The sequence below is a fragment of the Halomonas halophila genome (assembly GCF_030406665.1).
Classification (GTDB): Bacteria; Pseudomonadota; Gammaproteobacteria; order Pseudomonadales; family Halomonadaceae; genus Halomonas; species Halomonas halophila.
The window spans coordinates 1,937,263-1,950,345 of record NZ_CP129121.1 but is presented as its reverse complement, the minus strand read 5'-3'; the positions used below and the strand labels follow the sequence as shown (position 1 = coordinate 1,950,345).

Annotated in this window: 10 protein-coding genes and 4 tRNA genes; 10 read left to right on the top strand and 4 right to left on the bottom strand. The window is 65.3% G+C overall.

From position 1 onward, the window contains the following. Positions 1-75: 75 nt before the first annotated feature. The 4 genes from QWG60_RS09010 to folD all read right to left on the bottom strand — a co-directional run bounded on the left by QWG60_RS09010 (position 76) and on the right by folD (position 3,289). Positions 76-1,017, bottom strand: a complete 942-nt coding sequence (locus tag QWG60_RS09010) for an alpha/beta hydrolase (RefSeq protein ID WP_146909359.1) — start codon at positions 1,015-1,017, stop codon at positions 76-78. A 3-nt stretch (positions 1,018-1,020) separates the two neighbouring features. Beyond that, complete coding sequence (mtnN, locus tag QWG60_RS09005) at positions 1,021-1,755, bottom strand: 5'-methylthioadenosine/S-adenosylhomocysteine nucleosidase (RefSeq protein WP_046078593.1); 735 nt, start codon at positions 1,753-1,755, stop codon at positions 1,021-1,023. 42 nt (positions 1,756-1,797) lie between these two features. Next, complete coding sequence (locus QWG60_RS09000; RefSeq protein WP_046078594.1) at positions 1,798-2,271, bottom strand: S-ribosylhomocysteine lyase; 474 nt, start codon at positions 2,269-2,271, stop codon at positions 1,798-1,800. Between the two features lie 157 nt (positions 2,272-2,428). After that, positions 2,429-3,289 (bottom strand): bifunctional methylenetetrahydrofolate dehydrogenase/methenyltetrahydrofolate cyclohydrolase FolD, encoded by an 861-nt coding sequence (folD, locus tag QWG60_RS08995; RefSeq protein WP_035593433.1) that lies wholly within the window; start codon positions 3,287-3,289, stop codon positions 2,429-2,431. Positions 3,290-3,552: 263 nt separating this feature from the next. On the opposite strand from folD, the gene QWG60_RS08990 reads away from it, so the two are divergent. From QWG60_RS08990 to QWG60_RS08945, 10 genes are all read left to right on the top strand, one after another. Then, positions 3,553-3,629 (top strand) — tRNA-Pro (locus tag QWG60_RS08990). Between the two features lie 68 nt (positions 3,630-3,697). Then, a tRNA-Arg gene (locus QWG60_RS08985) sits at positions 3,698-3,774 on the top strand. A 50-nt stretch (positions 3,775-3,824) separates the two neighbouring features. Next, positions 3,825-3,899, top strand: a tRNA-His gene (locus QWG60_RS08980). A gap of 23 nt (positions 3,900-3,922) precedes the next feature. Next, a tRNA-His gene (locus tag QWG60_RS08975) sits at positions 3,923-3,997 on the top strand. Positions 3,998-4,303: 306 nt separating this feature from the next. Continuing rightward, positions 4,304-5,659, top strand: a complete 1,356-nt coding sequence (tig, locus tag QWG60_RS08970; RefSeq protein WP_035593431.1) for a trigger factor — start codon at positions 4,304-4,306, stop codon at positions 5,657-5,659. A gap of 235 nt (positions 5,660-5,894) precedes the next feature. Continuing rightward, the gene (gene clpP, locus QWG60_RS08965) at positions 5,895-6,515 is read left to right on the top strand and encodes an ATP-dependent Clp endopeptidase proteolytic subunit ClpP (RefSeq protein WP_016855021.1); all 621 of its coding nucleotides are present in this window, start codon (positions 5,895-5,897) and stop codon (positions 6,513-6,515) included. A 76-nt stretch (positions 6,516-6,591) separates the two neighbouring features. Next, the gene (gene clpX, locus QWG60_RS08960; RefSeq protein WP_035593428.1) at positions 6,592-7,869 is read left to right on the top strand and encodes an ATP-dependent Clp protease ATP-binding subunit ClpX; all 1,278 of its coding nucleotides are present in this window, start codon (positions 6,592-6,594) and stop codon (positions 7,867-7,869) included. 164 nt (positions 7,870-8,033) lie between these two features. Further along, positions 8,034-10,442: an endopeptidase La gene (gene lon, locus QWG60_RS08955; protein ID WP_035593426.1), complete on the top strand. Its 2,409-nt coding sequence runs from the start codon at positions 8,034-8,036 to the stop codon at positions 10,440-10,442. A 177-nt stretch (positions 10,443-10,619) separates the two neighbouring features. Beyond that, on the top strand, positions 10,620-10,892 hold the full coding sequence (locus tag QWG60_RS08950) for an HU family DNA-binding protein (RefSeq protein ID WP_016855018.1): 273 nt from the start codon (positions 10,620-10,622) through the stop codon (positions 10,890-10,892). A 178-nt stretch (positions 10,893-11,070) separates the two neighbouring features. Further along, positions 11,071-12,891 (top strand): SurA N-terminal domain-containing protein, encoded by a 1,821-nt coding sequence (locus QWG60_RS08945; protein WP_146908575.1) that lies wholly within the window; start codon positions 11,071-11,073, stop codon positions 12,889-12,891. The last annotated feature ends 192 nt before the right edge of the window (positions 12,892-13,083 follow it).

Here is a 13,083-nt window from a genome sequence, read left to right as displayed (position 1 = left end):
ACCCTTAAGCGGCATTAGGATCAGAATGGGGTCAGACCCTTAAGTGGCCTTAGGGGGCGGAGCCCCTAAGGCCACTTAAGGGTCTGACCCCGTACCAGCCTCCGGAACCGAGAGCTGCTCATCGAGGAAGGCCAGGGCGGCGTCCATGGCGTCGTCGCGGGTCAGGAAGGCGGTGATATGGCCGCGCCATGTCTGCAGGTAAAGCTCGGCGGGAACGCCGGCGGCGTCGAGGCGACGATACATGTCGGTGGCGTGATCCACGGGGACCAGGCTGTCCCGATCGCCGTGGAACAGGAAGTGGGGCGGCGTCAGCGGGCCGACCTGGCGGGCGGGGGAGGCCAGGCGATAGGCGCGGGGCTTCTCGGCACGGGTGCCGCCGATGAATTCCCTGACCAGGCGGCCGTCGTCGAACTTCATCAGGTCGCTGGGCAGGCCGCCGGCCACCACGGCGGCCAGGCGTGTCCTCTCTCCGCCATGAGGGCGGTCGAGTGGGGAACCGGGTTGCTGTACCGCGAGCAGGCTGACGAGGTGGGCGCCGCTGGAATAGCCCACGCCGACGATGCGGTCGGTGTCGATGCGCCAGGCGTCGGCATTGTCATGCAGCCAGGTCATGGCGATCTGCAGGTCGTGCAGCTGGGCGGGAAAGCGGTGGTCGGGGGCGAAGCGATAGCCGATGTTGGCGACCACGTAGCCGCGGGCGGCCAGTCGCTCGGCGATCGGCGTCATGTCGTCGGGGGAGCGCCGCTGCCAGCCGCCGCCGTGGACGACCAGCGCCGCCGGGCGACGGGCGTCGCCCGGCGTGTCCGGCAGATAGACCCGGGCGGTCAGCGGGGCAGGCCAGTCCGGCGGTGTGTAGACGCGGTCGGGAAGCCGCCGGAAGCTGGTCTCGGCTTTGGCGGGGTTGTCCTGGGCCTCGATGGCGGGGATGCCATCGGTGCTGCGCTGGCTGGCGCAGCCGCCAAGCAGCAGGGGCAGGCACAGGGCCAGCCCCAGCAGGCGGAGGCGGCAGCGTGGCATGCGTCAGTCCTCGACGGTGACGCTCGCGGTCGCCGGTTCGGCGAGCCTGGCCACCATGGCGGTGACCATGCGCGTCGAGTGGTCGGCGGCCTTGTCGAGGAACTCCTCGAAGGAAAGATGGTTGTCGCCGCCGCCGGCGATGTCGGACAGCGCGCGGATCACCACGAAGGGGCAGCCGTAGAGATGGCAGGTCTGGGCGATGGCCGCAGCCTCCATCTCGGCGGCGAGCATGGTGGGGAAGCGTGAGCGCGTGGTCGCCACCAGCTCGGGGCAGGCCATGAAGACGTCGCCGGTGGCGATCAGCCCCTCGACCACGTTGACCTCGTTCATCGCCTCGATGCATTCCCGGGCCACTGTCACCAGCCGCGTGTCGGGCAGATAGGCGGCCGGCATCTGCGGCACCTGGCCATGTTCATAGCCGAACACCACGGCGTCGACGTCGTGGTGGCGCACCTCGCTGGAGACCACCACGTCACCGATCTCGAGCCCTTCGCCGAAGCCGCCGGCGGAGCCGGTATTGATGATCGCTTCCGGCTGATACATGTCCATCAGCAGGGTGGTGCCGATGGCGGCGTTCACCTTGCCGATTCCGGACTGCAGGATCACCACCTCGACGCCGTGCAGGCGGCCGTGATGGAAGGTGGAGCCGACGTGGGTGCGGGTCTCGCGATCCTCGAGCATGTCCGCCAGTCGAGCGACTTCCTGGGCCATGGCGCCGATGATGCCGATGCGTTTCATCTATCCGGTGTCTCCGCGAAGTGAGGTGTCAGAAGGAGGGAGTCAGGCGTCTTCGCCGAAGACCTGAGCCCACTCGTCACGCTTGGCGAGAAAGCCGCGGGCGATGTCCTTGGCGCCCTCGAGGCTGTGACTGGCGGCCCAGCCGCACTGCATCTCGTTGCAGGCGGGGACTTCGCTGGCCTCGAGCACGTCCTCGAGGGTCTTCTCGATCAGCGTCAGGATGCCCTCGTAGTCGTCATGGTTGATCATCGCCCAGTAGAAGCCGGTCTGGCAGCCCATGGGGCTGATGTCGACGACCTTGTCGGTATGGTTGCGCGACATCTCGGCCATCAGGTGCTCGAGGGAGTGCAGGCCGGGCATGGCCATGTGGTCCTGATTGGGCTGACAGATGCGCATGTCGTACTTGGTGATCTCGTCGCCGTGCTGGCCAACGGTGACGCCGGCCAGACGGACGTAGGGCGCCTTGACCTTGGTGTGGTCGAGATTGAAGCTTTCGACGTTCATCTTGTCGCTCATCGGGCGGACCTCGCGAGTCGGTGGAAATCAGCGGCACATCTTAACGAAATCGGGCCACGGGTGCACGGCAGGCGCCGGTCTCCGTGGCCCTGTTGCCGGGGTCATGTTGCCGGGGTCAGACCCCAAGGGGGACTGAAGCTCTGACCCCAAGAGGGAGTTAGGCTTGAGCGTCGTGCATCTCGGCGGCGAGCAGGGTGTTCTCGAGCAGCGAGGCCACGGTCATCGGCCCCACGCCGCCGGGGACCGGCGTGATGTAGCTGGCACGGGCGGCGGCGGGCTCGAACTCCACGTCGCCGATCAGGCGGCCATCGTCCTGGCGGTTGATGCCCACGTCGATGACGATGGCGTCGTCACGGACCCATTCGCCCTTGACCAGCCCCGGCACGCCGACGGCGACCACCAGCAACTCGGCACGACGCACGTGCTCCTCGAGGTTGCGGGTGAAGCGGTGGCAGACGGTCGTGGTGCAGCCGGCCAACATCAGTTCCATGGCCATGGGGCGGCCCACGATGTTGGAGGCGCCGACCACGGTGGCGTCCAGGCCGCGCACGTCCACGCCGGTGTCCTGCAGCAGGGTAATGATGCCCTTGGGCGTGCAGGGACGCAGCAGCGGCAGGCGCTGGGCGAGTCGGCCCAGGTTATAGGGGTGGAAGCCGTCGACGTCCTTGTGGGGGAGGATGCGCTCGAGGATCGGGCGCGAATCGAGGTGGTCGGGCAGCGGCAGCTGGACCAGAATGCCATCGACGCTCGTGTCGGCGTTGAGGCGATCGACCAGATCCTCGAGCTCGGCCTGGGAGGTCTCGGCGGGCAGCTCGTACTTGATCGACTGGATGCCGGCTTCCTCGCAGGCGCGCTGCTTGTTGCGCACGTAGACGGCGGATGCCGGGTCTTGCCCCACCAGCACGACGGCAAGCCCGGGGACCCGTGCTCCGGCCTCGCGGCGTGCCTGCACCTGGCGTGCGACCTGCTGGCGGACTCGGGCAGCAATGGACTTGCCATCGATCAGTTGGGCGGACATCGAGTTTCCCTCTGGGTGAAAAGAAGACGGTGAGAAAAAGAGCGGCGATTTTCGCATGAGCCGGCGTTCAGGCAAAGCGATCTCGGGGGCCGGCCGCGGGGCAGGGCGGTCATGGGGAGCCGGCGGGCGGAGATGAAGACAAAGGAGGATCGGCTAACATCCTGATCAAAGGGCATTGTGGCTTGACGAGCGCGGAGAGATCCGTAAAATACGCAGCGCTCGATGAGGCCCCTGCGGCGGCGTCGAGGCCGTGCAAGAGCCGGCGGGGTGTAGCGCAGTCTGGTAGCGCGCCTGCTTTGGGAGCAGGATGTCGGGGGTTCAAATCCCTCCACCCCGACCACAAGCTGTTGATTGAATAGAAAAAAGTTCAATTTTCTGCTTGCGGTAAGATGCTCGGGAACGTAGAATGCGCCCATAGCTCAACCGGATAGAGCAACGGCCTTCTAAGCCGTAGGTTGCAGGTTCGAGTCCTGCTGGGCGTGCCAGTCCAGATGGCGTCTTAGCGGTCTCGTGTCGGTCGAGCGAAATCGAAATGGTGGATGTAGCTCAGTGGTAGAGCCCCGGATTGTGGCTCCGGTGGTCGTGGGTTCGATCCCCATCATCCACCCCATTTCGATATCACCCCAGGCAGTGGTGGATGTAGCTCAGTGGTAGAGCCCCGGATTGTGGCTCCGGTGGTCGTGGGTTCGATCCCCATCATCCACCCCATTGCCTCCCTTCTTCTTTGTTTTTCAGTGATCTCCCGTCGTTATCGTTTCGTGACGCTGCCATCCATTTCGGGGTGGGCGGCGATGTTGTCGTTTCCGGCAGCTGCGATTGCCGCGTCCGGTCGGACCAGGGCACGGAGAATCGACGATATCCCCTTGTCTAATCGGGTGATCGCCCCCATAACTTCGTGCATGGCGCTTGCCACTGCTGGGCGGGATTCATAGAATCCTTGCCCTTGAATGTTTCAACGCTCTTCACGCAGCGCTTTTTCACACACTGAACGCCCCAGTCGGCAGAGGACAATTCATGCAAGTTTCCGTCGATACGACCTCCCAGATTGAACGCCGCGTCACGGTTCAGGTGCCGGCCGCCGAAATCGACGATGCCGTTGCCGCTCGCCTCAAGGACGCCGCCAAGAACGTGCGCCTGGATGGTTTTCGTCAGGGCAAGGTGCCGATGTCCGTGATCCGCCAGCGCTATGGTCGCGGCGTGCGCGACGAGGTGGTCGGCGAGGTGATGCGCGAGCGTTACGTCAAGGCCATCACCGACGAGAGCCTCAACCCGGCCGGTAACCCGCAGATCGAAGCCCACGTCAACGAGGCGGGCAAGGACCTCGAGTTCACCGCGACCCTGGAGGTCTACCCGGAAATCGAGCTGGCTTCCATCGAGGGCACCGAGGTCGAGCGTCCGGTGGTCCAGGTCACCGACGCCGACGTCGACGAGATGATCGAGACCCTGCGCAAGCAGAACGCCGCCTGGGAAGAGGTGGAGCGTGCTGCCGAGGACGGCGATCAGGTCAACATCGACTTCCAGGGCTACCTGGGCGACGAGCCGTTCGAAGGCGGCAGCGCCGAGGGTCACGACCTGGTGATCGGTTCCGGCAGCTTCATCCCCGGCTTCGAAGAGCAGCTGATCGGCGCCAAGGCCGGTGAGGAAAAGGAGCTCAAGGTCACCTTCCCCGAGGACTACCAGGCCGAGCAGCTGGCCGGTCAGGAAGCGACCTTCAAGGTCAAGGTCAACGGCGTCAAGGCCCAGGCCCTGCCCGAGATCGATGCGGCCTTCGTCGAGAAGTTCGGCGTCGAAGACGGTGATCTGGCCAAGTTCCGTGACGAGATCACCAAGAACATGACCCGCGAGGCCAGCCAGGCCGTCGACAATCGCGTCAAGCAGCAGGTCCTCGAGGCGCTCAAGCAGGCCAACGAGATTCCGGTGCCGCAGGCCCTGATCCAGCAGGAGACCGATGGTCTCAAGCGTCAGGCCGCTCAGCAGTTCGGCCTCGGCGAGGACTTCGACGTCAGCCAGCTGCCGGACGAGCTGTTCGCCGAGCAGGCCAAGAGCCGCGTGCAGATCGGCCTGCTGCTGGCCGAAGTGATCAAGGTCAACGAGCTCGACGTCTCCGACGACGAGATCAAGGCCAAGGTCGAGGAGCTGGCTCAGCAGTACCAGGAGCCGCAGCAGGTCGTCGACTACTACATGGGCAACGACCAGATGAAGGATCAGGTCAAGTCCGCGGTCCTCGAGGAGAAGGCCGTCGACGTGCTGCTCGGCCAGGCCGGCGTCAAAGACGTCGAGATGAGCTACCAGGATGCGCTGGCCGCCGCCCAGCAGCAGGGTGGCCAGGCCGACGACGAAGAGGCCGACGAGGCCGAAGCCCAGGCCTGATGGCCGCTTTCACCCTTCCGCCCGCCGCGGGCGGAAGGGTGGACGTCCTGCCGGGATGTCGCTGATCGGCGGTGACGCATGGCGTTTTTCGCCATCGGCGAGGCGCGGCGTTGAATAGTGCGCTATTCACCCCCACCTTTCCCTGAGGTATGAAAACTCCGTGACCCTCGCGAGATCAGCCCAGCCCGGCGGGCTACTGGTGTCGCCCCCACACATCGGACGCAAGGACATCACCATGAGCAACGAGTTCGATACCCAATCCGCCGGCGGCCTGGTGCCGATGGTGGTCGAACAGAGCGCACGCGGCGAGCGGGCCTACGACATCTACTCCCGCCTGCTCAAGGAGCGCGTGATCTTCCTGGTGGGGCCGGTCGAGGACTACACGGCCAACCTGCTGGTGGCACAGATGCTGTTCCTGGAGTCCGAGAACCCGGACAAGGACATCCATCTGTACATCAATTCGCCGGGTGGCTCCGTCACCGCGGGGATGTCGATCTACGACACCATGCAGTTCATCAAGCCCGACGTCTCCACCGTGTGCATCGGTCAGGCGGCGAGCATGGGTGCGCTGCTGCTGGCCGGCGGCGCGGCGGGCAAGCGCTACTGCCTGCCCAACTCGCGGATGATGATCCACCAGCCGCTGGGCGGCTACCAGGGTCAGGCCTCGGACATCGAGATCCACACCCGCGAGATCCTCGGTATTCGCGAGAAGCTCAACCAGATCCTGGCCGATCATACCGGTCAGGACTTCGAGACGATCGCCCGGGATACCGACCGCGACAACTTCATGAGCGGTCCTCAGGCGGCGGAATATGGCCTGATCGACGCCGTGCTGGATAAGCGGCCGACATCCTGATAGCGTGAAATCAACCACGCTGTGATTACGTGATTCCCGGCGGCCCACGGGCCGCCGCTGCGAGAGAGGTACGCGAATGGCCGACGGCAAAGGCAAGGACGAAGGCGGCAAGCTGCTGTACTGCTCGTTCTGCGGCAAGAACCAGAACGAAGTGCGCAAGCTGATTGCCGGCCCGTCCGTCTATATCTGCGATGAGTGTGTCGATCTGTGCAACGACATCATTCGCGAGGAGGTGCTCGATGCCGATGCCGAGAGCGACGAGGAGCGTCTGCCTGCCCCCCGCGAGATTCGTCACACCCTCGACGACTACGTGATCGGCCAGGACCGCGCCAAGATGGTGCTGTCGGTGGCGGTCTACAACCACTACAAGCGGCTGCGCTATGCGTCCAAGGACGAAGTGGAGCTCGGCAAGTCGAACATCCTGCTGATCGGCCCGACCGGTAGTGGCAAGACGCTGCTGGCCGAGACGCTGGCGCGGCTGCTCAACGTGCCGTTCACCATCGCCGATGCCACCACGCTCACCGAGGCGGGCTACGTCGGCGAGGATGTCGAGAACATCATCCAGAAGCTGCTGCAGAAGTGCGACTACGATGTGGACAAGGCCCAGCGCGGCATCGTCTACATCGACGAGATCGACAAGATCTCGCGCAAGTCGGACAACCCGTCCATCACCCGGGACGTCTCCGGTGAGGGCGTGCAGCAGGCGCTGCTCAAGCTGATCGAGGGCACTACCGCCTCGGTGCCGCCCCAGGGTGGTCGCAAGCATCCGCAGCAAGAGTTCGTCCAGGTCGACACCACCAACATGCTGTTCATCGTCGGCGGTGCCTTCGCCGGCCTCGACAAGGTCATCCGTGATCGCGCCGAGAAGGGCGGCATCGGCTTCAACGCCGAGGTGAAGAGCAAGGACGAGACCAAGGGTGTCGGCGACCTGCTGATGGACGTGGAGCCCGAGGATCTGGTCAAGTTCGGCCTGATTCCCGAGTTCGTCGGCCGTCTGCCGGTGATCGCGACCCTGACCGAGCTCACCGAGGATGCGCTGATCCAGATCCTCACCGAGCCGAAGAACTCGCTGATCAAGCAGTACGCCCGGCTGTTCGAGATGGAGAACGTCGAGCTCGACTTCCGCGAGGACGCGCTGCGTGCGGTGGCTCACAAGGCCATGGAGCGCAAGACCGGGGCGCGCGGCCTGCGCTCCATCCTCGAGTCGGTGCTGCTCGACACCATGTACGAGATTCCTTCCCTGGAAGGCGTCTCCAAGGTGGTGATCGATGCATCCGTCATCGCCGGCGAAAGCGAGCCGCTGCTGATCTACTCCCAGCAGGAATCGCAGAAGGTCGACGGCACCGACGGCTGAGACGCCCGTCTCGCGCCGGTGCGCTGCCCGCGATCGGGCCGCGTCGACCCAAGGGCCGCCTCGGCGGCCCTTTTCTTTGCGCCGTCATTGCCTTGGCCTTGCAATGCCGCGTCATCGCCCCCATTCCTTGGGTATCTCCACTGATCGTTTGAGGAAGGTCTGCGATGCAGCAGAACGCCGAACAGACCCTGAGTCTGCCCCTTTTGCCGCTGCGGGACGTGGTCGTCTACCCGCAGATGGTCATCCCGCTGTTCGTCGGCCGTGAAAAGTCCATCCAGGCCCTGGAAGCCGCCATGGAGGCCGACAAGCGCGTGCTGCTGGTGGCGCAGCGCGAGGCCAGCAAGGACGATCCGGATAACGAGGACCTGTTCGCCATCGGCACCGTGGCCGAGATCATGCAGCTGCTCAAGCTGCCCGACGGTACCGTCAAGGTGCTGATCGAGGGCGAATCCCGGGCCGACATCCAGGACATCCTGTCCGTCGACGACGGCTACAGCCGCGCCGAGGTGGTGCTGCGCGACAGCGAACCGCTGTCCGAGCGCGAGCAGGATGCCCTGGTGCGCGTGCTGCTCAACCAGTTCGAGCAGTACGTCAAGATGTCCAAGAAGGTGCCCAACGAGGTGCTCAACTCGCTGTCGGGCATCGAGGATCCGAGCCGGTTGGTGGACACCATCTGCGCCCACCTGTCGCTGAAGATCGACGACAAGCAGCAGCTGCTCGAGATGGATCGCGTGCGCGACCGCATCGAGCATCTGATGGCGCTGATCGAGTCCGAGATCGACCTGCTGCAGGTGGAAAAGCGCATTCGCTCGCGGGTCAAGGACCAGATGGAGAAGTCCCAGCGCGAGTATTACCTGAACGAGCAGATGAAGGCCATCCAGAAGGAGATGGGCGAGCTCGAGAATGCGCCCAACGAGGCCGACAAGTACGAGCAGGCCATCGAGGCGTCCGGGATGCCCAAGGACGCCGCCGAGAAGGCGCGTCAGGAGCTCGGCAAGCTGCGCATGATGACGCCGTCCTCCGCCGAGGCCACGGTGGTGCGCTCCTATCTGGACTGGCTGATCGCGGTGCCGTGGAAGAAGCGCACCCGGGTACGCCATGACCTGGCTCACGCCCAGAAGGTGCTGGACGAGGATCACTACGGCCTCGAGGAGGTCAAGGAGCGCATTCTCGAGTACCTGGCCGTGCACAAGCGGGTCAAGAAGCTCAAGGGCCCGGTGCTGTGCCTGGTGGGCCCGCCCGGCGTCGGCAAGACCTCGCTGGGGCGCTCCATCGCCCGCGCCACCAACCGCAAGTACGTGCGCCTGGCCCTCGGCGGGGTGCGTGACGAGTCCGAGATTCGTGGCCACCGCCGCACCTACATCGGCTCGCTGCCCGGCAAGCCGATCCAGCGCATGAGCAAGGCCGGGGTCAAGAACCCGCTGTTCCTGCTCGACGAGGTCGACAAGGTGGGCATGGACCACCGCGGCGACCCGTCCTCGGCGCTGCTCGAGGTACTCGACCCGGAGCAGAACGACAAGTTCAGCGACCATTACCTGGAGCTGGACTACGACCTGTCCGAGACCCTGTTCATCTGTACCGCCAACTCGATGAACATCCCCGGCCCGCTGCTCGACCGCATGGAAGTGATTCGTCTGCCCGGCTACACCGAGGACGAGAAACTCGCCATCGCCAAGCGCTATCTGGTGCCCAAGCAGCTCAAGGCCAACGGCTTCAAGGACGACGAGCTTGGCTTTGCCGATGAGGCCCTGCTGGAGCTGATTCGCTACTACAGCCGCGAGGCCGGCGTGCGCGAGCTCGAGCGCCAGATCGCCAAGGTCTGCCGCAAGGTGCTGCGCGAGCGCATCGAGAAGGAAGGCAAGGAAGGCGCCCAGGCGCCGGCCATCCTCGCTGCCGCCGACATCGAGGCCTATGCCGGCGTGCGTCGCTACAGCTACGGCCTGGCCGATCAGGAGGACCAGGTGGGTCGCGTCACCGGCCTGGCCTGGACCTCGGTGGGCGGCGAGCTGCTCAACATCGAGTCGGTGGTGACGCCCGGCAAGGGGCGCATCAACAAGACCGGCTCGCTGGGCGACGTGATGAAGGAGTCCGTGAGCGCCGCCCAGACCGTGGTGCGGGCGCGGGCGGAAAGCTTCGGCATCGATCCCGAACGGTTCGAGAAGGAAGACCTGCACATCCACGTGCCGGAGGGCGCCACGCCGAAGGACGGTCCGAGCGCCGGCGTCGCCATGGTCACGGCGATGATCTCTGCCTACACCGGCCGCCCGGTACGCTGCGACGTGGCCATGACCGGCGAGGTCAACCTGCGCGGCGAGGTGATGCCGATCGGCGGGCTCAAGGAGAAATTGCTGGCCGCCAGGCGCGGTGGTATAAAGACCGTGCTTATTCCTGAAGAGAACCGCCGCGACCTGAAAGAGGTCCCGGACAACATCAAGCAGGCACTCGACATCCGGCCCGTGCGTTGGATCGACGAAGTTCTCGAGACCGCCCTGGGTGAAAAAACCGGTGGCCAGGATGAAGAATCTCGAGCGGAAGACAAGGCCTCTTCTCACTCGATGATCAGTACACACTGACGACATTTTTTCCTGCTTGCCGGGGTGAAAACCCCGGCATGACGGGGATTGTCAGGGAAGGTTGCTTGACACGTCTTTCATCGCATTGCTATAAACTATCGCCATGCTGTGATCGCGTCAGTCAGCCGTAAGTCTCGCCGATTAGAGCCAATTTACGTAACAGTCAAGGGGTGAAGTGTGAACAAGTCCGAGCTGATCGAAGCCATTGCTGCGTCTGCCGATATTCCCAAGGCAGCCGCTTCCCGTGCGCTGGACGCCATGGTCGACGCCGTGGCTGACAGCCTGAAGAAGGGCGACAGCGTCTCCCTGGTGGGTTTCGGCACCTTCACCGTCAAGGAGCGGGCCGCGCGTACCGGCCGTAACCCGCAGACCGGTGAGCCGATCGAGATCAGCGCCGCCAAGGTGCCGAGCTTCAAGGCCGGCAAGGCGCTCAAGGATTCCGTCAACTAAGGACACGGCCTTGCCGTCTTCCTGACCGACGTTTCCCTACAGGCGCACCGCTGTCGCGGTGCGCCTGTTTCGTTTTCGGAGCCCCGCAGGCGCCGAGCGTGCTGTGCTCGCCGTCGCGTGGCCAAGGTGGACGCCTGTAAGATGGGCGTCCCGAACCACTTGATCCGCAGAGGCCTGCATGCTGCAAAGTATTCGTGACCGCTCCACCAGTTGGGGTGCCAAGATCCTGGTCGGTGCCGTGGTGGTGACCATGGCCCTGTTCGGCGTGGAGTCCCTGGTGGGGCTGCTGAACAGCGACGGTGAGGAGGTCGCCACGGTCAATGGCGAGCCGATCACGCGTCAGCAGCTCGAGCTGCAGGTGCAGCGGGCGATCCGCAGCGGCCAGGTGCCGCCGGAGCAGGAGCGTCAGCTGCGGGCCGAGACGCTCGACAGCCTGATCACCAACCAGCTGCTGACCCAGTATGCCGAGGAGGGCGGCCTGCATCTCTCCGATGCCCAGATCGACCAGCTGATCGTCACCCTGCCGGAGTTCCAGGACGCCAACGGCCGTTTCGACAGCGAGCTGTTCAAGAATCGTCTCGCCAGCGCCGGCTTCACGCCCATTTCCTTCCGCGCCCAGCTGCGCGAGGACATGAAGCGTCGCCAGCTCCAGCAGGGCCTGGTCATCAGCGAGTTCAGCCTGCCGAGCGAGCAGGAGCGCCTCGCCGAACTGCAGCGTCAGGCGCGCACCTTCCGTCACTATGCCCTGACCCCGGCCGACCTGGAGGCGGCGCCCGATATCGACGACGCCGACCTCCAGGCCTACTACGAGGCTCATGCCGACGCCTACCAGCGCCCCGAGCAGGTCAAGCTGGCCTACGTGGTGCTCGACAAGCAGGCCATGGCCGAGGACGTCGAGGTCAGCGACGAGGACCTGCGCCAAGCCTGGCAGGATGAAGCGGCCAGCGCCGACCGCCGTGTCTCCCACATCATGGTCAGCTTCGGTGACGAGCGCAGCCGCGAGGACGCGGGGGCCCGCCTGGAGGAGGTCAAGTCCCGGCTGGCCGACGGCGAGGCCTTCGCCGATCTGGCCGCCGACTATTCCGACGATACCTCGACCAGCGATGCCGGCGGCGACCTGGGCGTGATCGGCCGCGGCTTCTTCGGCGAGGCCTTCGAGGACGCGGCCTTCGCGCTCGACGAGGGGCAGGTGTCGGATATCGTCGAGACCGACAACGGCCTGCACCTGATCCAGGTCACCGAGCTCGATCGCCCGCCGTTCGAAGAGGCCCGCGACCGCCTGCGCCAGGACGTGGCGCTGGCGCAGGTCGAAGACGCCTTCAACGACAAGGCCCAGCGGCTGATCGACGAGAGCTTCGCCGCCGAGGACCTGGCCAGCGTGGCCGAGGATCTCGGTCTCGAGCGTCGCCAGAGCGACTGGGTGAGCCGTGATGATGTCGACGGCGTGCTGTCGGAGCCGGGCGTGATGCGCCAGGCCTTCAGCGATGACGTCCTGGAAGAGGGCTTCAACAGCGAGGTCATCGAGCTGGACGAGGATCGCCGCATGGTGCTGCGCGTGGTCGAGCATCGCGATGCCACCACGCTGCCGCTGGACGAGGTGCGCGACCGTGTCGTGGCGGCCGTCGAGGCCGAGAAGACCCGCGAGGCCCTCGAGGCGCGCGCCGACGAGATGCTCGCGTCGCTGCGTGGCGGCGAGACCCTGGGACTCGACTGGCAGCGCGCCGAATCGCTGAGCCGCCAGGCCGAGAGCGGTCTGGCTCAACCGGTGATCGAGGCCGCCTTCCGTCTGCCGCATCCGTCGGAGGGCGAGACCGTCTACGGCCGTGCCAACGACGGTCAGCGGGTGGTGCTGATCGGGCTGGAGTCCGTCACCGAGGGCGAGGCCAATGCGCAGATCGAGTCCTTCGTGGCGCGCATGGCCCAGCAGCTGCGCTCCCAGGCGGCGGTCAACGGCCTGCTCGACCATCTGCGTGAGCAGGCCGAGATCGAGCGTCCCTGACGGTCGACTCGCGCCACGGTAGAGGCAAGAGGAAGAAGGGGGCTTCGGCCCCCTTTTTTCGTGTCTGTCGTTCGCGTCTGTCGTTCGTGTTGTCGCAGCGAATCTGACCGAGCCAGTCGGCTCGCTATTTATACCGTTATCTTTCATGCTTTACCCTCGTTGAGGCGTCGTCCTGGGGCGCGGAGCGGTGAG